This is a genomic window from Micromonospora sp. C97 (assembly GCF_018070385.1).
GTDB lineage: Bacteria > Actinomycetota > Actinomycetes > Mycobacteriales > Micromonosporaceae > Micromonospora > Micromonospora parva.
This window is the reverse complement of record NZ_JAGPXU010000003.1, coordinates 188,040-206,626: the sequence shown is the minus strand read 5'-3', so window position 1 is coordinate 206,626 and position 18,587 is coordinate 188,040. Positions and strand designations below refer to the sequence as shown.

General features: G+C 71.8%; 16 protein-coding genes. 9 read left to right on the top strand and 7 right to left on the bottom strand.

Going from position 1 to position 18,587, the window contains the following annotated elements; all coding sequences use genetic code 11:
• Positions 1 to 8 precede the first annotated feature (8 nt).
• The 4 genes from nuoL (at position 9) to KBX26_RS07270 (ending at position 6,373) form a co-directional block, all read left to right on the top strand.
• Positions 9 to 1,934, top strand: a complete 1,926-nt coding sequence (gene nuoL / locus KBX26_RS07285) for an NADH-quinone oxidoreductase subunit L (RefSeq protein WP_030334141.1) — start codon at positions 9 to 11, stop codon at positions 1,932 to 1,934.
• 64 nt (positions 1,935 to 1,998) lie between these two features.
• On the top strand, positions 1,999 to 3,534 hold the full coding sequence (locus KBX26_RS07280; RefSeq protein WP_030334143.1) for an NADH-quinone oxidoreductase subunit M: 1,536 nt from the start codon (positions 1,999 to 2,001) through the stop codon (positions 3,532 to 3,534).
• 109 nt (positions 3,535 to 3,643) lie between these two features.
• The gene (gene nuoN / locus KBX26_RS07275; RefSeq protein WP_030334145.1) at positions 3,644 to 5,197 is read left to right on the top strand and encodes an NADH-quinone oxidoreductase subunit NuoN; all 1,554 of its coding nucleotides are present in this window, start codon (positions 3,644 to 3,646) and stop codon (positions 5,195 to 5,197) included.
• Between the two features lie 90 nt (positions 5,198 to 5,287).
• Entirely contained in the window at positions 5,288 to 6,373 is a 1,086-nt protein-coding gene (locus KBX26_RS07270) for a polyprenyl synthetase family protein (protein ID WP_030334147.1), read from the top strand.
• Here the strand turns inward: KBX26_RS07270 and KBX26_RS07265 are convergent.
• Positions 6,349 to 7,578: an MFS transporter gene (locus KBX26_RS07265; protein WP_210864996.1), complete on the bottom strand. Its 1,230-nt coding sequence runs from the start codon at positions 7,576 to 7,578 to the stop codon at positions 6,349 to 6,351. The genes KBX26_RS07270 and KBX26_RS07265 overlap by 25 nt on opposite strands.
• 154 nt (positions 7,579 to 7,732) lie before the next feature.
• Between KBX26_RS07265 and KBX26_RS07260 the strand changes: the two genes are divergently transcribed.
• Positions 7,733 to 8,515 (top strand): IclR family transcriptional regulator, encoded by a 783-nt coding sequence (locus KBX26_RS07260; protein WP_030334152.1) that lies wholly within the window; start codon positions 7,733 to 7,735, stop codon positions 8,513 to 8,515.
• A 103-nt stretch (positions 8,516 to 8,618) separates the two neighbouring features.
• Here KBX26_RS07260 and KBX26_RS07255 read toward each other — a convergent pair whose 3' ends face one another.
• On the bottom strand, positions 8,619 to 10,748 hold the full coding sequence (locus KBX26_RS07255) for a PhoX family phosphatase (protein WP_210864995.1): 2,130 nt from the start codon (positions 10,746 to 10,748) through the stop codon (positions 8,619 to 8,621).
• Between the two features lie 249 nt (positions 10,749 to 10,997).
• Between KBX26_RS07255 and KBX26_RS07250 the strand changes: the two genes are divergently transcribed.
• Both KBX26_RS07250 and KBX26_RS07245 read left to right on the top strand, forming a co-directional pair.
• The gene (locus KBX26_RS07250; RefSeq protein ID WP_030334158.1) at positions 10,998 to 11,492 is read left to right on the top strand and encodes a sigma-70 family RNA polymerase sigma factor; all 495 of its coding nucleotides are present in this window, start codon (positions 10,998 to 11,000) and stop codon (positions 11,490 to 11,492) included.
• Positions 11,489 to 12,196, top strand: coding sequence for an anti-sigma factor (locus KBX26_RS07245; RefSeq protein ID WP_210864994.1), 708 nt, complete (start codon positions 11,489 to 11,491; stop codon positions 12,194 to 12,196). The genes KBX26_RS07250 and KBX26_RS07245 overlap by 4 nt, the downstream gene beginning before the upstream one ends.
• A gap of 108 nt (positions 12,197 to 12,304) precedes the next feature.
• On the opposite strand, the gene rarD is transcribed toward KBX26_RS07245, so the two are convergent.
• The 4 genes from rarD to eccE all read right to left on the bottom strand — a co-directional run bounded on the left by rarD (position 12,305) and on the right by eccE (position 16,276).
• Positions 12,305 to 13,222 carry an EamA family transporter RarD gene (gene rarD / locus KBX26_RS07240; RefSeq protein WP_030334162.1) on the bottom strand — a complete coding sequence of 306 codons (918 nt, stop codon included), beginning with the start codon at positions 13,220 to 13,222 and terminating at the stop codon, positions 12,305 to 12,307.
• Positions 13,219 to 13,716 carry a GNAT family N-acetyltransferase gene (locus KBX26_RS07235; protein WP_210864993.1) on the bottom strand — a complete coding sequence of 166 codons (498 nt, stop codon included), beginning with the start codon at positions 13,714 to 13,716 and terminating at the stop codon, positions 13,219 to 13,221. Before KBX26_RS07235 ends, rarD begins: the two co-directional genes overlap by 4 nt.
• 127 nt (positions 13,717 to 13,843) lie before the next feature.
• Positions 13,844 to 14,230 carry a phage holin family protein gene (locus KBX26_RS07230; RefSeq protein ID WP_030334166.1) on the bottom strand — a complete coding sequence of 129 codons (387 nt, stop codon included), beginning with the start codon at positions 14,228 to 14,230 and terminating at the stop codon, positions 13,844 to 13,846.
• A gap of 87 nt (positions 14,231 to 14,317) precedes the next feature.
• Complete coding sequence (eccE, locus tag KBX26_RS07225) at positions 14,318 to 16,276, bottom strand: type VII secretion protein EccE (RefSeq protein WP_374224227.1); 1,959 nt, start codon at positions 16,274 to 16,276, stop codon at positions 14,318 to 14,320.
• Positions 16,277 to 16,564: 288 nt separating this feature from the next.
• Between eccE and KBX26_RS07220 the strand changes: the two genes are divergently transcribed.
• Together KBX26_RS07220 and KBX26_RS07215 are read left to right on the top strand one after the other, a co-directional pair.
• Positions 16,565 to 16,885, top strand: a complete 321-nt coding sequence (locus KBX26_RS07220) for a WXG100 family type VII secretion target (RefSeq protein WP_030334170.1) — start codon at positions 16,565 to 16,567, stop codon at positions 16,883 to 16,885.
• Between the two features lie 21 nt (positions 16,886 to 16,906).
• A complete protein-coding gene (locus tag KBX26_RS07215) occupies positions 16,907 to 17,200 on the top strand; it encodes a WXG100 family type VII secretion target (protein ID WP_030334171.1) in 294 nt (97 codons plus the stop codon).
• A gap of 85 nt (positions 17,201 to 17,285) precedes the next feature.
• Here the strand turns inward: KBX26_RS07215 and mycP are convergent, their stop codons facing one another.
• Entirely contained in the window at positions 17,286 to 18,509 is a 1,224-nt protein-coding gene (gene mycP / locus KBX26_RS07210; RefSeq protein ID WP_210864992.1) for a type VII secretion-associated serine protease mycosin, read from the bottom strand.
• Between the last annotated feature and the right edge of the window lie 78 nt (positions 18,510 to 18,587).

Sequence of the window (18,587 nt, the reverse complement as noted above, 5' to 3'; positions counted from 1 at the left end):
GTCCACCGGTGGAAGAGACTGTGGAATACGCCCAGGCCACGGGGCTGCTCGGGGGCGTCTGGCTGCTGGTGGCGATCCCGCTGGTCAGCGCGGCCATCCTGCTGCTGCTCGGCCGCCGGGCCGACCGCTGGGGGCACTGGTTGGGCGTCGCTGCCATCGGCGCCGCGTTCGTGCTCGGCCTGAGCTTCTTCTTTCAGCTGCGTGGCCTGGAGAACAAGTCGGTCGAGCTGAGCCTCTGGGACTTCATCGCGGTCGGTGATCTGCGCGTCGACTTCGGCCTGCTGTTCGACCCGCTGGCCGCGGTCTTCGTACTGCTGATCACCGGGGTGGGTTTCCTGATCCACCTGTACGCGGTGGAGTACATGTCGCACGACGCGGGCCGTCGTCGGTTCTTCGCGTACTTCAACCTGTTCGTCGCGGCGATGCTGCTGCTGGTGCTCGGCAACAACTACGTGATGCTGTACTTCGGCTGGGAGGGCGTCGGTCTGGCGTCGTACCTGCTGATCTCCTTCTGGACCGAGCGGCCGAGCGCGGCCACCGCCGGAAAGAAGGCGTTCCTGATGAACCGGGTCGGCGACGCCGGCCTGGCCATCGGCATCTTCATCATGTTCGCCACCCTGGGCACCACCCAGTACGACGAGGTGTTCAACGGTGTCGGCGCGCTGACCGGCACCACAGTGCTGGTCCTCGGCCTGTTGCTGCTGCTCGGCGCGGCCGGTAAGTCCGGTCAGTTCCCGCTCCAGGCGTGGTTGCCGGACGCGATGGAGGGCCCGACCCCGGTGTCGGCGCTCATCCACGCCGCCACCATGGTCACCGCCGGTGTCTATCTGATCGCCCGGTCCAACCCGATCTTCTCCGCCAACTCGACGCTGCAACTCGTGGTGGTCAGCGTCGGCGCGCTCACCCTGCTGATCGGCTGCATCATCGGCGCGGCCAAGGACGACATCAAGCGGGTGCTCGCCTGGTCGACGGTGAGCCAGATCGGCTACATGTTCCTCGGTGTCGGTCTCGGCGGCGCGGCGTACGCGTTGGCCATCGTGCACCTGCTGGCGCACGGTTTCTTCAAGGCCAACATGTTCCTGGGCGCCGGCTCGGTCATGCACGGGATGAAGGACCAGGTCGACATCCGCCGCTTCGGTGGCCTGTCGAAGCACATGAAGATCACCTGGCTGACCTTCATGATGGGCTGGCTGGCCATCATCGGCATGTTCCCGTTCTCCGGCTTCTTCTCCAAGGAGCCGATCATCGTGGCCGCCTTCGAGCGGGACGACTGGACCGCCTGGCTCTTCGGTGGGGCGGCGCTGCTCGGCGCCGGGCTGACCGCGTTCTACATGACCCGGCTGTTCGTGCTCACCTTCCACGGCCCGCAGCGGTGGACCGAGGACATCGAGCACCCGCACGAGTCGCCGAAGCTGATGACCATCCCGCTGATCCTGCTGGCGGTCGGCTCGGTCGGTGCCGGCTTCCTGCTCTCCACGTCCGTTCCGGACTGGCTGACCCAGACCGCCGGGCTGGGCGGCGAACACGCCGAGCACGAGGCGGTCCTCTCGCACGCCGTGATCACCACGCTGTCGCTGCTGGTCACCGTGCTCGGCGCCGGGCTCGCCTGGTTCCTCTTCCGGGCCGGTACGGCCACCGCGCCGCAGCCGGCCGGGGTGCTGGTCACCGCCGCCCGGCGCAACCTCTACACCGACGCCGTCAACGAGGCGGTCTTCGAGAAGCCGGGCATCTTCCTCACGCGGGCGCTGGTGTACCTCGACAACCGGGGCGTCGACGGGCTCGTCAACGGGCTCGCCGCCGCGGTCGGCGGTGGCTCGGGCCGCCTCCGCCGGATGCAGACCGGCTTTGTCCGCTCGTACGCCACCTCGATCCTGGCCGGTGCGCTGCTGGTGATGGCGGCGTTCCTGGCGGTGCAGGCGGGGTGGTTGGCGTGATCGACCTCAATACGCCCGCCCCCGCCGGCGGACCACGCAGTGACGACGGAGGTAAGGCCGCATAATGTCCAACTTCCCGTTCCTCTCGGTGCTCACCGTGGCGCCGCTGGTGGGCGCCCTGGTGGTGGCCTTCCTGCCGCGTCACCGCCCGGAGCTGGCCAAGCAGGTGGCGTTCGCCTGGTCGCTGCTCGTGCTGGTGCTCTCGGTGGTGATGTGGGTCAGCTTCAACGCCGGCGGTGACCGGTTCCAGTTCCGCGAGTCGTACTCGTGGATTCCGAACTGGGGGGTCAGCTTTACCTTCGCCGCCGACGGCATCGCGTTGGTGATGCTGATGCTGATCGCGGTGCTGGTGCCGCTGGTGATCCTGGCGTCCTGGCACGACGCCGAGTCGTCGAAGCGGTCGGTGCCCGTCTACTTCGCGCTGCTGCTGGTCCTCGAGTGCACGATGATCGGCGTCTTCGCGGCCGCCGACGTCTTCCTGTTCTACGTGTTCTTCGAGGTCATGCTGGTGCCGATGTACTTCCTCATCGGCAGCTACGGCGGCCACCAGCGGCAGTACGCGGCGGTGAAGTTCTTCCTCTACTCGCTGGTCGGCGGTCTGTTCATGCTGGCCGCGGTGATCGGCCTGTGGGTGGTCGGCGGGAAGACCTTCGACTGGCAGGCGCTCTCGCAGGTCGACATCAGCACCGGCACCGAGCGGTGGCTGTTCCTCGGCTTCTTCCTCGCGTTCGCCATCAAGGCGCCGTTCTTCCCGTTCCACACCTGGCTGCCCGACGCCGGTGGGGCCGCCCCGGCGGGCGCGGCGGCGCTGCTCGTCGGGGTGCTGGACAAGGTCGGCACCTTCGGCATCCTGCGGTACTGCCTGCCGTTGTTCCCGGAGGCGTCGAAGTGGTTCGCCCCATGGGCGCTGGCCCTGGGCGTGATCGGCATCGTCTACGCCGCGCTGCTGGCGGTCGGCCAGAACGACCTCAAGCGGCTGGTGTCGTACACCTCGATCGCGCACTTCGGCTTCATCGGGGTGGGCATCTTCGCCTTCACCACGCAGGCCGGCACCGGCGCGGTGCTCTACATGCTCAACCACGGCCTGGCCACCGGCCTGCTCTTCCTGGTGGTGGGCATGCTGATCGCCCGGCGCGGCTCGTCGTTGATCAGTGACTTCGGTGGCGCGGGCAAGCTGGTGCCGGTGCTCGCCGGGGTGCTGTTCTTCGCCGGTCTCGCCTCGCTGGCGTTGCCCGGCACCGCGCCGTTCATCTCCGAGTTCCTGGTGCTGATCGGCACGTTCACTGTGAACAAGCCGGTAGCGGTCATCGCGACGCTCGGCATCATCCTGGCCGCCGCGTACGTGCTGTGGATGGTGCAGCGCACCACCCAGGGCACGTTGAACCCGGCGCTGACCGAGGTCGACGGCATGCGCCGGGACCTCAACCTGCGCGAGAAGGTCGTGGTTGCCCCCCTGATCGCGCTGATCGTGCTGCTCGGCTTCTTCCCCAAGCCGGTCACTGACGTGATCAACCCGGCCGTCCAGGCGACCATGGACGACATCGGCAGAACCGACCCGGCGCCGTCCGTGGGCGGCACCGTCCAGGAGGCGGCTCGGTGAGCGCGAGGAGTGAGCTTGCGAGCCCCATCCGCCCGCGCGAGGAGAGAGCGAAGCGAGCCCCGCAGTCGCGGGCAGAGGCTTGCGCAGTCGCGAACGAAAGGTCGGCACTGTGACCGAGTTGAAACTGCCGTCGATCGAGTACGCGGCAATCGCTCCGATCCTGATCATGCTGGGCGCCGCGCTGTTCGGTGTGCTGGTCGAAGCCCTGGTGCCGCGGCGCTGGCGGCATCTGGTGCAGTTGACGTTGGCGCTGCTCGCGGTGCTCGCGGCACTGACCATGGTGGTCCTCAGCGCCGACGAGCGGATCATCACCGTCGGGCAGGCCCTCGCCATCGACGGGCCGACGCTCTTCCTCCAGGGCGCGATCCTGGTGCTGGCCGCGATGGCGCTGCTGCTGATCGGTGACCGCTCGGTCGAGCGGGGCGGGGCGTTCGTCGCCCAGGCCGCGGTGACCGCCGAGTCGGCCGACGACCGGCGGCAGGCCGAGGGGCGCAACGGTCTCACCGAGGTCTACCCGCTCACCACGTTCGCGATCGGCGGCATGCTGATCTTCGTGGCGGCGAACGACCTGCTGACCATGTTCATCGCGCTGGAGGTCTTCTCTCTGCCGCTCTACCTGCTCTGCGCGCTGGCCCGTCGCCGGCGTCTGCTGAGCCAGGAGGCGGCGATGAAGTACTTCCTGCTCGGCGCGTACGCCTCCGCGTTCTTCCTGTTCGGCGTGGCCCTGATCTACGGCTTCACCGCCGGCATCCCGGGCCGCTCGGCCGGCGTCGACTTCGCGACCATCCACGCGGCGGTGAGCGAGTCGCCGGCCAGCCCGGTGCTGCTCTTCGCCGGCATGGCGCTGCTCGCCATCGGTCTGCTCTTCAAGGCGGCGGCGGCCCCGTTCCACGTCTGGACCCCGGACGTCTACCAGGGTGCTCCGACCCCGGTCACCGGGTTCATGGCGGCCTGCACCAAGGTCGCCGCGTTCGGTGCGCTGCTGCGCGTCTTCCAGGTCGCGTTCGCCGACGCCAACTGGGACTTCACCCCGGTCCTCGGCGCGGTGGCGGTGCTGACCATGCTGGTCGGTGCGGTGCTCGCGGTCACCCAGACCGACATCAAGCGGCTGCTCGCGTACTCCTCGATCGCCAACGCCGGCTACCTGCTGGTCGGTGTGTTGGCGCCGAGCCGTGACGGGCTCGCCGGCACGATGTTCTACCTGGTCGCGTACGGCTTCTCGGTGTTGGCGGCGTTCGCCGTGGTGACGCTGGTCCGCGACGACGACGGCGAGGCCACCCACCTGTCCCGCTGGGCCGGGCTGGGCCGGCGGTCGCCGTTCTTCGCCGCGCTGTTCACGTTCATCCTGCTGGCCTTCGCCGGTATTCCGCTGACCAGCGGTTTCACCAGCAAGTTCGCCATCTTCGGGCCGGCGCTGGAGGGTGGCCAGGCCTGGCTGGTGATCGCCGGTGTGCTGACCAGCATGATCCTCGCGTTCCCGTACCTGCGGGTCGTGGTGATGATGTGGCTCTCCGAGCCGGGCGAGTCCACCCCGACCGTCACAGTGCCCGGTGGGCTCACCGCCGCCGCGTTGATGATCGGTGTGCTGGCGACCCTGGTGTTGGGTGTCGCCCCGGCGCCGCTGCTCGATCTGGCGACCGGAGCTGCCGAATTCGTTCGATAGCCGAAGGATCGATCACCGGGGGTCGGCGCGTGTTCACGTGCCGGCCCCCGGTGCGTATCCCCGGCCCGGAGCAGGTCGTACGGGTGTGGCATGGTTGATGGCGTGGTGAATCCGGCGGGCGAGCGTTCAGGTGCCTCCGGCTCCGGCGGTCGGCGGGGTCGGGCGAGCACGAGTCAGTTCGGCGCGCTTGGTCTCAATCTCGCCGATCCCCGTGTCGAGGCGTCCGTGGTGGGCCTGCTCGACACGGTCGAGGTCGAGTTGCGGGCCAGCGTGTCCAGCGCCGACCCGTTCGTCACGGAGGCTGCCCGGCACCTCGTGGAGGCCGGTGGGAAGCGTTTCCGGCCGTTGCTGGTGGCGCTCGGCGCGCAGTTCGGTGACCCGACCGGTGCGCAGGTGGTCCCGGCCGCCGTGGTGATGGAGCTCACTCACCTCGCCACCCTCTACCACGACGACGTGATGGACGAGGCCGCCGTGCGTCGGGGCGCGCCGAGTGCGAACTCCCGGTGGACCAACTCGGTCGCCATCCTGGTCGGTGACTACCTCTTCGCCCGTGCGGCGGACATCGCCGCCGATCTGGGCCCCGAGGCGGTCCGGTTGCAGGCGCGCACCTTCGCCCGGCTGGTGCACGGTCAGATCGCGGAGACCGTGGGGCCACGCCCCGACGACGACCCGGTGAGCCACTACCTGCACGTCATCGCGGAGAAGACCGGTTCGCTGATCGCCACGTCGGCCCGGTTCGGCGGCATGTTCGGTGGCGCCGCCCCCGAGCACGTGGAGGCCCTCGCCGGGTACGGCGAGACGATCGGCGTCGCCTTCCAGCTCTCCGACGACCTGCTGGACATCGCCTCCGAGTCGGTGCAGTCGGGCAAGACCCCCGGCACGGACCTGCGCGAGGGCGTCCCGACGTTGCCGGTGCTCTACGCCCGTGAAGCGGACGACTCCGACGCGTCGTCGGTGCGGCTGCGGGAGATCCTGGCGACCGGCCCGTTGACTGACGACGCGTTGCACGCCGAGGCGTTGGGGCTGCTGCGGGAGAGCCCGGCGCTCAAGCGGGCCCGGGAGACGGTGCGCAGCTACGCCGAGGAGGCCCGCGCGCAGCTCGCCCCGCTGCCGCACGGCCCCTCCCGCAGCGCGCTCGAGTCGCTCTGCGACTACATCGCCGACCGCACCAGCTGATCCCCGCCCCGCCCCGCTGCGGCGGCGACGCGGGTCAACAGTCGGCTGCCGGCGAGCATGAGAGCGGCGGCGAGGAGCATCGCCACGGCCGCGGTGGTCCACATCGCCGGGTAGCCGAGGTGCGCGGCGAGGGGGCCGAGGCTCAACGGGCCGAGGCAGCCGCCCGCGTACACCCCGGTCTGGGTGATCGAGGTGGCGGCGGCCGGTGACTGCGGGTGCAGCCGGACCACCGCGAAGTTCATCAGGCCGGGCCAGGCCCAGCCCAGGCCGAAGCCGAGCACCACACCGACGACCAGCGGCACCGAGCCGGTCACCGCGAGCAGGCCCAGCCCGACCGCGCCGACCAGCAGCATCGCGGCGATGAGGGCGACGTGGCCGGTGTCGCGACGGTCGGCCAACCAGCCGGCGCCCACCCGGGCCGCCACGCAGACCGCGCTGCCCAGGGTCAGAGTGAGGCCGGCGAGACCCGGCGACAGGCCCCGGGCGGCGGCGGAGTCGACCAGGAAGGTGCCCAGCGCGTTGGCCGCGCCCGACGCCAACGTCGCCGCCGCGCCGATCACCACCAGCGCCACCGTCGCCCGAGCAGCGCGCGTCGCGCCGGCTCGCCGGGCCGGGCCGGGCAGCTGCCGGGGTACGGCGGCAAGCGTGGTCAGCGCGGCCACGGCGGCGGCCACGAACGCCCAGCGCCAACCGGCGGTGAGCGCGATGGTGGGTACCGCCGCCCCGGCCAGCAGGGTGGAGACCGGGATGGCGGCCTGCTTGACCCCGAACGACAGCCCCTGCCGTCGCGCCGGCACGTGCTGGGCGAGCGCGGTGTTGCTGGCCAGTTGGCCGAGCGCGTTTGCGGCGGCGCTGAGCGCCAGCAGGCCGACCAGCACCGGGTACGACCGGGCGAAGGCGGCCACGGCCAGCATCGACCCGGCGGCCAGCAGGATGCCGCTGCGGGCCACCACTGCCGGTCCGTACCGCTCGACGAGGCGGCCGGAGGGCACCGAGGCCAGCGCGCTGACCCCGAAGTAGACGGAGACGGCCAGGCCCAGGCCGGCCGGCGAGAAGCCGAGGTCGGTGCCCATCTGCACGGCGAGACCGCCGAGCAGGAAGACGGGGAGTACGCAGGCCACGGTGGTGGCGACTGCGCCGGCGCTGGCCCGGACCGGATGGGGTCGGGCGAGCGCCGGATCGGGGGTGTTGGCGGTGTTGGTCATCGTTGGGCAAACCTACGTGAGCCCCGCTCAGCGCACTCCTGGTGACCGGCGGGGCACTAGCTGTGGATGGTGATCTGGCATCCTCGACCCGAACAGGCATTTCGCACCGGGCCTGTTTTTCATATGGTGTAAGTCCCCGGCGGCGGAGGTGGTTGTGCGCGACCCCTTGGCAGAACCTTCGGACCTGATTCGCAGCGTGTCCCGAGCGCTACGGGTGCTGGAGTCGGTCGGTCGCGCCCCGAAGGGCCTGACCGTCAAGCAGATCGCCCGGCGCTGTGAGCTGACCGTGGCCACCACCTACCACCTGGTCCGCACCCTCGCCTACGAGGGCTACGTGATCCGTCGCGAGGACGGCACGTACATCGTGGGGTTGGAGGTGGCCGACCGGTACCGGGAGCTTGTCACCGCGTTCCGGGGTCCACCGGCGGTCGGTGAGACGCTGCGGCGGGCCGCCCTGGACACCGGCTACAGCCACTACCTCGGTCGGTTCGTCGGCGGCCAGGTGGCCCTCACCGCGGTCGCCGAGGGGCACCGCTCGCCCTACCTGGAGGACCTGGTCCCCGGCTTCGACGAGGGGGCGCACGCCACAGCCCTCGGCAAGTCGTTGCTCGCCACCCTCACGAGCGACCAGCGCTACCGCTATCTGCGTGAGTACGGCATGCGCCCGTTCACCACCGCCACGCTGACCACCCCCGAGAGTTTCGAGGCCGACCTGGCCGCCGGTGACCGGCGCGGCATGCAGCTGGAGATGGGGCAGTTCCGGCAGGGGGTGGCCTGCGCCGCGGTGCTCGTCGCGCCGGACAAGGACATGGAACGCCGCGTCGTGCTGGCCTGCGCGTTGCCGGCCAGCGAGATGATGACCTCCGCCCGGGTGGTACGCGCCAAGCTGCTCACCGTGGCCCGCAGCGTGGCCGACGGCATCGCCTCCGACAACTGACCGCCGAGAGGCCCTCTCCCCGGTTGGGAGAGGGCCTCTCGGGGCGGTCCAGCGCCGGACCACCGGGAACAACGTCATCGGCCTCTCGGCCGCGGTTACGACCTCAGCTGCCCACCGGGCCGCCGTCGAGGCGCCAGGTGACCACCACGCCCGGCTTGGCGTAGTCACCGTCCGGCCAGTTCGAGGCCGGGTTCTCCACCGAAGCCCCGCTGATCTCGCCCGGGTGCTGCACCGCGACGAAGAGCGAACGGTTGTCGCCGGTGATGAACGGTCCGCAGGTCTCCGCGCCGAGCGGCACGGTCAGGAACTGCTTGAGGTGACCCCGCTGCGGACCCTCCACGGCGGTGGCGAACAGGCCGTCGTTGCTGCCCAGCGCGTTGCCGTCGGTGGAGATCCAGAGGTTGCCGGTGGCGTCGAAGGCGACGTTGTCCGGGCAGGAGATCGCTGACACCTGGGCCTTGTCGTACCCGGCGAAGTAGGTCGACGGGTCGGTCGGGTCGCCGCAGACGATCGGCAGCGACCAGGCGAAGGTCTCCGCGGCGTTGTCGTTGCGGTCCTCGACCAGTTCCAGGATCTGCCCGTGCTTGTTGGCGGTGCGCGGGTTGGCCTCGTCCGCCTTCGGGTTGCTGCCGACGCCGCGGTTGGTGTTGTTGGTCAGCGCCACGTACACCTTGCCGGTGAGCAGGCTCGGCTCGACGTCCTCGGGGCGGTCCATCTTGGTCGCGCCGACCTTGTCACCGGCGAGCCGGGTGAAGGTGAGCACGTCCGCGGCGGTCATCCCGTCGACGAACGAGCGGTTGCCGCTGACCAGCTTGATCCAGCGACCCCGGCCGTTGAAGGCGCCGTCGGTGGGGAGCCTGCCCGAGCCGTCGATCTCGGCGGCGCTGCTCTGGTCGAGCTTCGCCACGTAGAGCGTGCCGGACTCCAGCAGGGTCAGGTTGTGCTTGCGGGCAGCCCAGGAGTTGCCCTTCATGAACTTCTTGTCCGAGACGAACTTGTAGAGGTAGTCGAACCGCTCGTCGTCGCCCATGTACGCGACCACGTGGCCGTCCTTCGCGACGATCACGTTGGCGCCCTCGTGCTTGAACCGGCCCAGCGCGGTGTGCTTGCGCGGGCGGCTCTCCGGGTCGAACGGGTCGATCTCGACGACCCAGCCGAAGCGGTGTGCCTCGTTGGGGTGCTTCGCCAGGTCGAAGCGCTCGTCCGCGCGCTCCCACCTGCGGCTGCCGCTGGGGTAGCGGCTGGCGGTGCCGATGCCGTAGCGGTCCAGCTTCGGCTTCAGCTCGGCCGGGGCCGCGTCGGCGCCCACGAAGTACTGGTTGAAGTTCTCCTCGCCGGAGAGCACGGTGCCCCAGGGGGTCACCCCACCGGCGCAGTTGTTCAACGTGCCGACGACGGTACGACCCTTCGGGTCGGCGGCGGTCTTCAACCAGGCCGAGCCGGCGGCCGGGCCGGTGAGGTCGAACTTGGTGCTCAGCGCGGTGACCCGCCGGTTGTAGGGCCGGGGGCCCTTGCTGACCGGCTGCCACTGCCCGGTGCCCGCGACTCGTTCGAGCTCCACCACTGACATGCCGTGCGCGGCCATGGCGGTGCGCAGCTGCTCCACGGAGAGGCCGTCCAGGCCGGGGAAGCCCGGGAACATCAGGTCCTCGTTGGTGTACTCGTGGTTGACCACGAGCAGCGCCCGCCGGCCCTGCTTGTCCAGCGGCAGCACACCCACGAAGTCGTTGTTGTAACCGAACTGCTTGGACTGTGCGGCGGCGCTCTGGTGGTGCAGGTTGAACTCCGGTGCGCCCGGCAGCACCGGGTCACCCCACTTGATCACCACGGCGTGGTCGTAGCCGTTCGGCACGACGAGGGTGTCCAACTTGTTCGGTGGGATCGGCTTGAAGGTCAGCGCTCCGCTGCCGACCCCGGTGCTCGGACGGCCGAAACCGAAGGCCTCCGGGACGTCCGGGGTGGTGGCCGGTGCGGCCACGGCCGGGGCCGCACCGGCGAGCGCACCGGCCGCCGCGCCGCCGAAACCGAGCACCAGCGCGCCCACCGCGCCGGCCCGGACCACGCCACGCCGGGACATCTCGGCGTTCACCACGTCGCCGAAGTACGCGTTGTCGGAGGTGTTCGGCACCGGGTGGTCGCAGGCGTTTCCGCACCGGTACAGACAGGTCATGGCGTCACGGGTGCCATGGCGGGCGCCGGTCAACAGGGGGAGCAGCCGGGGGCGGTCGCTCATGGGGGAGGCCTCCAGAGGAGTCGGTGGCACGACAGGCGGCGTACCAGCCGGACGCTAGGAGGACGTGGTGAGCGCACGTCGGCCACGGTGTGAACCGGGCATGAACACCTTCGTGGGCGGCAACCACCCCGCAACCGGCCTGACCTCGGGCTGAACCGATCGGCGTGACCGCACGTATTCCCAGGCGGACGCCACCGCCGCACGCGCGCCGGAAGCGAGGAGACCGCCATCAGCGACCACGACGCCCAACTGCTGCGCGCGCTGCACGACGAGCACGCGGAGGCGCTGTACGCCCACGCCCTGCGGCTGGTCAACGGGGACCGGCAGCGGGCCGAGGACCTGGTCCAGGAGACGCTGCTGCGGGCCTGGCGACATCCGGAGTCACTCGACCCGAGACGCGGATCGGTGCGGTCCTGGCTGTTCACCACCGCCCGCAACCTGGCCATCGACGCCTGGCGGCGGCGGTCCACCCGGGTCGGCGAGGTGTTCACCGACGACCTGCCCGAACCGCCCGAGGTGATCGACGAGGCCGAACGGGCGGTGGAGGCGTGGACCGTCGCCGAGGCGCTGAACCGGCTCAGCCCGACCCACCGGGAAGTGCTGGTCGAGTGCTTCTACCAGGGGCGGTCGGTAGCCGAGGCGGCATCCCGCCTGGGCGTGCCGCCGGGGACCGTGAAATCCCGCACCCACTACGCGCTGCGGTCTCTACGGTTGGTCCTTGCCGAGATGGGGGTGACGGGATGACCCGGTGCGAGTTCGCGTACGACGACGGCGCGTACGTGCTGGGTGCCCTGGCCCCTGCCGAGCGGGCGGCCTACGAGCGGCACCTCGGCGGCTGCGCCTCGTGTCGGGAGGCGGTCGCCGAGATCGCCGTGCTGCCCGGGTTGCTCGGACGCCTCGACCCGGCGGGACTGGAGCAGATCCTGCCGCCGCCGGCACCGCCCAGGGTGCCCGCGCTGCTCGCCGAGGCCCGCCAGCGCCGACGTCGGGAACGCTCCGCGGACCGGCGACGGTACGCGCTGACCACACTGGCCGCCGCCGGGCTGGCGCTGCTGGTCGGCGTGGGCACCGCAATGGCGCTGCCTCGACCGGCCGGGCCGCCCGGGGCGCAGGGCACCCCGGCCCCGCAGGTGTCGATGGTGGCCATGCGACCGGTGGCCGCCGCCGGGCCGGTGCACGCCGACCTCGGGCTCACCGGCACCAAGTGGGGTACCGAGGTGACCATGCGCTGCGGGTACGACGCGCGGACGAGCTACGGCAAGGCGTACCCGTTCCGGCTCGTGGCGCACGGACCGAACGGCGCCACCGAGCAGATCGGCTCCTGGCTGGCGGCCCCCGGTGACGATCTCAGCTTCACCGGTGCCACCAGGTTCACCGACGCCGAGCTGGTCAGCGTGGAACTGCAGAGAGCCGACGGCACGCCGATCCTCACCTACGCCGTCCCCTGACCCTGCGCGCGGTCCTCCGCGATCTTGCACTTTCTGCACTCTCATAAGGGGCATGGAAGGGCATATCGACGACCGAAACTGCAAGATCGCGGGGGCCGGGGGGTGGGATTACGGGGTGGGGACGGGTTCCAGGATCCGGGCCTGGGCCCGGGTGCGGCGGGAGTTGCGGACCGCGTCGGCGGTGAAGACGATCAGGGCCAGCCAGACCAGCGCGAAGCCGGCCAGACGGGCCGGCGGCATCGGCTCGTGGAAGATCAGCACACCGCAGCCGAGCTGAAGGATCGGCGCCAGGTACTGGATCATGCCGAGGCCGCTCAGGGGTAGCCGGTTGGCCGCCCCGGCGAACATGAGCAGCGGAATCGCCGTGGCCGCGCCGGCCAGCACCAGCAGCGCGGTGTGCCCGGCGGAGACGTGCCCGAAGGTGAGGTCGGCCTTCGCCGTCAGCCATCCCAGGTAGCCCAGCGCCGGCAACGCCAGCACCGCCGACTCGACGAAGAGCCCCTCGGCCGCCGGCAGCCCCAGCCGCTTCTTGACCAGGCCGTAGCCGGCGAAGCTGAACGCCAGGGTCAGTGCCAGCCAGGGCAGCCGACCGTAGTCAACGGTGAGCACCGCGACCGCCGACGCGCCGATCCCGAGCGCCACCCACTGCGTCGGGCGTAGCCGCTCCCGCAGCACCGTCACCCCGAGCAGCACCACGACCAGCGGGTTGATGAAGTAACCGAGCGCGGTCTCCACCACCCGGTCGGAGTTCACCCCGTAGATGTAGGTGCCCCAGTTGACAGCGATCAGCGCGGCGGCGGCCACGATCCCCGCCATCGCCCAGGGGCGGCGCAGCAGCGCCCGCAGGAAGCCGACGTTGCGCAGCGCCGCCAGCAGCAGGGCCACGAAGACCACCGACCAGACGATCCGGTGGGCCAGGATCTCCAGCGGGCCGGCGGGTCGCAGCAGCTTCAGGTAGAGCGGAAAGAAACCCCAGAGCAGGTACGCGCCGAGGCCGTAGAGGTATCCCAGGCGGAGTGGTGTCACGCTTCCACCGTAAGGGGCGTAGTGCTGCTTTGTTCCTTTCCGGTGATCGGGGTCACCGGCGGTCGCCGGTCGAGCTGCATCCACCGCTGCGGGTTGTCCAGCGGCGTGAAGCCAACCCCCGCGTACACCTGGTGCGCGTCGTTGGTGCAGAGCAGGATCCGGCGTACGCCCAGCTCGGCCAGGTGGTCGCGGACCGCACCGGCCAGCCACCCGCCCAACCCCCGACCTCGGGCGGCCCGGTCGACGTACACGTCGCAGAGCCAGGCGAAGGTGGCACCGTCCGTGACGACCCGGGCCACCGCCACCTGGCGGCCGTCCCCCGGACGGTAGATGCCGAACGGCAGTGAGCCGGCGAACGACCGTTCGGTGGTCTCCCGGTCCCGCCCGAGCGCCCAGTACGCGTCGGTGGACAACCAGTGGTGCACCAGGTCCAGATCGATCCGCGCCGGATCGGTGCTGAGCAGGTGGCCGTCGGCGTAGGTCAGTGAGAACATGCCGCGACGCTAACCGCCGGGATGGGCACCCGGGCCGGCCAATTCCCGAACTCTGGTCAGCGGCCCGCCGGGGCCCCGGACCAGGTCGGGGCCCCGGCAAGCCGGGTCGGTGCTGGCTGGTCGCCGGTCAGTCCCGGTCGAGGACGGCGCCGAGGATCCAGGTCACGATGCTCACGAAGAGGGCGCCGAGCACCGCCGCCGGCCAGAAACCGTCCACTTCGAACGGCAGCCCGGCCTGGTCGGCGATCCAGCTGGTGAGCAGGAACAGCAGACCGTTCACCACCAGGGCGATGAGACCCAGGGTCAGCAGGTAGAAGCCGCAGCCGACGGTCTTGATGATCGGCTGGAGAACCGCGTTGACCACACCGAAGATCACCGCCACCAGAAGCAGCGTGGTCACCGTCTCGGTGGCCGAGTTCGAATCCAGGGAGATGCCCGGAATGAGGAGCGTGGCGAGCCAGAAAGCCAGAGCTGTGCTGGCCAGCCGAATCAGCAGACCTTTCAGAAAACCCATGGCGGGGATCGTGCCACGGACCACGCACCGGCGTAACCCGACAGCTGGCCATCCTGGTGATCAGCCGCGCCTCGGCGGCCCGACTGGTCAGCCGCGCCTCGGCGGCCCGATCAGCTGCCCCTCGATCGGTGTGGGGGACAGCAGCGCCCAGCGCAGCGCCCGGCGGTTGACCACCGCCACCATGTCCTCCCGGATCCGGGTCAGCCACTCGGCCGAGCCGCCCAGCGCCAGCGCGGCTCCGGCCAGGGCGGCCTCGGCGGAGGTCAACGGCTGGAGCAACGCCAGGTCGGCCCGGCTCAGCGTGTCCACATCCGCCGGTGTCAGCTCGTCGCGTACCACCAGTGTGGCCCGCCACGGCGGGCCCGGCGCGGCCTCGGCCGCCACCGGCCCGGCGTCGACGATCACCAGCAACGGACGCAGCGCCGTACCCACCCCGTCGGCGACCGCCCGACCCGGCGGCAGCAACGGGATCGTGCCGCCCGGTGCGCCAACCCCCCGGACGAACGGCTCCCAGGCGCGTGGCCGGACCGTCTGCACCACCACGAGGGCGCCGAGTGCCAGCGCGCGCAGGCCCACCAGTTGGGCGGCGCGCACCCCGCCGACCAGCAGCACCCGGGTGCTCTCCGGCCGGAACAGTCGTACGGTGACGGCCCGGCCGTGCCGGTTGGTGCCGACCATCAGCCCCGCGTCGCCCACCGAGAGCTCCCAGTCGGTCACCGCGGCGCCGGGCGGCGACCCGGGTGCCGATGGGCGGGGCTGCGCTCCGGACGCCGGCAACGCCAGCGGCAGCGTGGCGGCCAGCCCGCTCAGGTGGGCACCGTCGAGCCGCCGCAACTTTCCGCCCAGGTCGGTCACCAGTCGGATCAGCGCCTCCGTGGCCGCCGCCAACTCGGCCGCAGTCCCGGCCGCCAGACGCACCGTCAGCTCGGTCGGCACTGTTGTGGTCGCCGGTGAATGCGACGACGGCGTCATCGTCGGCGCCGGACCCGAGCACATGGACACCGTCGTGGCCGTCGCCGGCAGCGCGAGCAGGCGGGGCACCAGCCGGCGTCCGCCCGTACCGCCCGGGTCGGGCCACCGGGTCAGCAGGAAGGTGGCCTGGACCAGGGTGCCCGACCGGATCACCGCCCAGGACTCCCGGACCGGTTCGCCGTCCTGGTGGGCCAACTCGCCCAGGACACGCAGCGCCGCCGGCACCCCGAGCGGTCGCGCGGCCAACGGCCCGAGACGCCTGACGATCCGGCGGACCGTGCCGGCGAGCACCCGGCGCAGATCCTCCTCGGACCAACCGTCGACCCGCAGCACCCGGACGGCAACCACCGCCCGTTCCCGCCCGGCGAGCCGCCCGTCGGTGAGCTGCCGGTACGAGGTGCCGACCGTGCCACCGGCGCTCGGTACCGGTGCCGGTGCGCCCGCGAGCAGCAGTTGGACCAGCTGCGGGGGCAGGTCCGGCCCGGCCGGCGGGAGCAACGCGGCCGGGGCGGGGATCGCCTGGGACGCGTCACCCAGCAGGTCGCCCGGGTCCCCCAACTCCAGCAGCGCGACCATTCCCGTGGTGTCCTCCAGGACGGCCGCCGGCCCACCGGTCAGCTCGGTCGAGCGGACGACGGTGCCCGGGGCGACCAGGTCGAGCAGTTCGGCTGCTCCGGCCGGCCCGGTCAGCGCCCGGCGGCGGGTGAGGTGCCCGACGGCGGTGCCCAGCCACTCGAAGAGCCAGCGCCCCCGAAGCGGCACCCAGGCGGCCGCCACCAGCAGCACGGCCATCAGGGCGGCTACCGCGACGACTGGTGCGGGCCGGCCCAGGGCGACGAGGACGAGCGCCGCCGCTACCTGCGCGGTGACCAGTTGGCCGGCTCGCGTGCGGGCACCCGCGCGACGGCCGACCGCCGCCCAGCGGCCGACCGCCACCCAGCGGCCCACCGTCGACCGGCGGCGGGGCGCGCGCTGATCGGCCGACGCCAGGCCACTGTCGGTGGGTCGGCCCGGCCCGGTCGCCGGTGCGCGGGCCCCTGCCCCGGAGTCGACAGGGGTCGGTGGGTGCGGCACCGTGCCTCCTCGACCAGTGGGGACCGGGTCGGGCGGTCGGCCGCCGCTGACGGCCCGTCACGCGCCGCGACGTGGCTGCGGCACATCGTAAGCGACCGATGGCCGCCTCGGTTGTCCACAGGGGAAGCCCGGGGGGTAGCAGAACTGCTACGAGGTCGCTACCGTCAGCCACGAAGTCCTTCGCTGACCCGTGTCTCAGTGCTCGACGACCGGGCCAAGCGACGACGTGTCGCCCACCGTGGACGCGTCGACGGCCAGGTGCGATCCGAGAGACGAGGTGACGTCCGGGTGTCCCAAACCAAGGCAGAAGCCGCAGTCATGCAGCAGACCGCCGCGAAGTTCGAGCAGGTGGACCAGTCGTTGCAGTCCATGCTGACCGGCCTGTTGGCCGAGCTGGAGGTGTTGCAGCAGGCCTGGCGTGGCGCTGGCGGCCGGTCGTTCGAGCAGGTCAAGCAGCAGTGGTCACAGGACCAGGCCGCGCTGCACCGCGCCCTGCGGGAGACCGCCGGTGCGATCCGCACCGCCGGCCGGCAGTACGACGTGTCCGACGACGAGGTGGCCAGCCGGGTGGCCGGCACCAACCGCGGCGGCATCCAGTTGCCGCTCTGATCCCGCTGGGGAGGGAATCCGATGGACCATGGTGTGCTGGTCGTCAACTTCGCCGCGCTGCAGCAGGCCGGCGCTGACATCCAGAAAGCGTTGAACACCCTCGACGCGCAACTCGGGCAACTCGAACGGGACGCCGCCCCGCTGGTGGCGAGCTGGACGGGCGAGGCGCGGCAGGCCTACGAGCAGCGGCAGGCGCGGTGGCGCTCGGCCTCACAGGACCTCCAGGCGATGCTGCGTGACATCAGGCTGGCGGTGAACGACTCCGCCACCGACTACCTGGACACCGAAAAGAAGAACACCGGGCTGTTCCAGTGAGCGATGTGGGCCGGGAGCGCTGACCGTGTCCGGGTCAGCGCCCCGCCCGCGGCCGGTCGCAGGTTCGGGCCGCGGGTGGGTGGGCTCAGGCCGGGCCGGCCGGGCGCCAGCGCCGACGGGCGCCCCGGGGCACCACCACTGCCAGCAGAGCCACGGTGAGCGCCGTCATGCCGACCACCGCGCCGACCAACAGGGCCCGGTCCCGAGCGGCGGCCCGGCGGGTCTGGCGGGCGAGTCGCGCCGGGTCGGCCCGATCGTCGGCGAGCGCGGCCACCGGCAGCGCTCCCGCCGGCCGGCCGCCGCTGGTCTCGGTGACCGCCCGGTAGGGGTTCAACACCCCGGCGCCGTACCCGCCACCGTGGCCCGCGCCCGGAGCCGGATCGGCGGTGGCGATGATCCGCTCCGCGACCTGGGCGGCGGTCAGCTCCGGCCGGTACTCCCGCAGCAGAGCTGCCGTGGCGGCCACGAAGGGCGCCGCGTAACTGGTGCCCTCGACCCGGTGGTGGCCCGCGCCGGGGGCGGCGGTCAGCACCTCGCTGCCGGGTGCCACCAGGTCGACGTACGGGCCGGTCTGCGAGAAGGTCGCCCGCCCGCCGTCCGCCCCGATCGCACCCACGCCGAGCACCCCGTCGTAGCCGGCGGGGAACGGTCGGGGGTCCCCGCTGTCGTGCAGGTTCCCGGCGGCGGCCACCAGCACCACGTTCCGGTCGACCGCGTACCGGACGGCCGCACGGACCTCCGGGTCGTCCGCGTACAGCACCACAGACAGGTTCACCACGTCGGCGTCATGGTCGACGGCCCACCGGATGGCCCGGGCGAACTCGTCGGCGCTGACCGTACGCCCCGACTCCCGCCCCTGCACCACCTGTTGCTCACTCACCCGCACCGGCAGGATCCGGGCGCCCGGCGCCAGCCCGCGGAAGGCGACGCCGGGGCGGGGCGCCGCCGCGATGATGCTCGCCACACCGGTGCCGTGCCCGGCGCAGTCCCGACGGCCGTCCCCGCCGGGGTCGAGCAGGTCGGCGCCGGCCAGCACCCGCCCGGCCAGTTGCGGGTGCGCCCGGTCCACCCCGGAGTCGACCACCGCGACGGTCACCCCGACGCCGGTGGCCAGCGGCGCGAGCCGCGCGGGGTCGTACCGTTGCTGCGGCCAGGGCGTGGCGGTGACCGGCCGGACGGGGGCGAGTGCTGTCGCGCAGGCCGGCGCCGCCCGGAACCCGGCGGCGACGGCGACGGTCGGAAGGGCCGGTACGGTCAACAGGCTGGCGGCCAGACCTGCGAGGACCGGGCGCGTGATCGACCGGGACATCGACGCCCTCCGTATCGTGTCGGCTCCGGAACGGGATGTTATCGCCTCCTCGACACCCTGACCGACCGCCGCCGGCCT

What these genes read in the sequence shown, in the direction of transcription:
- KBX26_RS07280 (WP_030334143.1), top strand. Translation starts at nt 1,999, where the DNA reads ATGTCCAACTTCCCGTTCCTCTCGGTGCTCACCGTGGCGCCGCTGGTG.
- KBX26_RS07270 (WP_030334147.1), top strand. Translation starts at nt 5,288, where the DNA reads ATGGTTGATGGCGTGGTGAATCCGGCGGGCGAGCGTTCAGGTGCCTCC.
- KBX26_RS07265 (WP_210864996.1), bottom strand. Translation starts at nt 7,578, where the DNA reads ATGACCAACACCGCCAACACCCCCGATCCGGCGCTCGCCCGACCCCAT.
- KBX26_RS07255 (WP_210864995.1), bottom strand. Translation starts at nt 10,748, where the DNA reads ATGAGCGACCGCCCCCGGCTGCTCCCCCTGTTGACCGGCGCCCGCCAT.
- KBX26_RS07245 (WP_210864994.1), top strand. Translation starts at nt 11,489, where the DNA reads ATGACCCGGTGCGAGTTCGCGTACGACGACGGCGCGTACGTGCTGGGT.
- KBX26_RS07235 (WP_210864993.1), bottom strand. Translation starts at nt 13,716, where the DNA reads ATGTTCTCACTGACCTACGCCGACGGCCACCTGCTCAGCACCGATCCG.
- KBX26_RS07230 (WP_030334166.1), bottom strand. Translation starts at nt 14,230, where the DNA reads ATGGGTTTTCTGAAAGGTCTGCTGATTCGGCTGGCCAGCACAGCTCTG.
- KBX26_RS07215 (WP_030334171.1), top strand. Translation starts at nt 16,907, where the DNA reads ATGGACCATGGTGTGCTGGTCGTCAACTTCGCCGCGCTGCAGCAGGCC.
- mycP (WP_210864992.1), bottom strand. Translation starts at nt 18,509, where the DNA reads ATGTCCCGGTCGATCACGCGCCCGGTCCTCGCAGGTCTGGCCGCCAGC.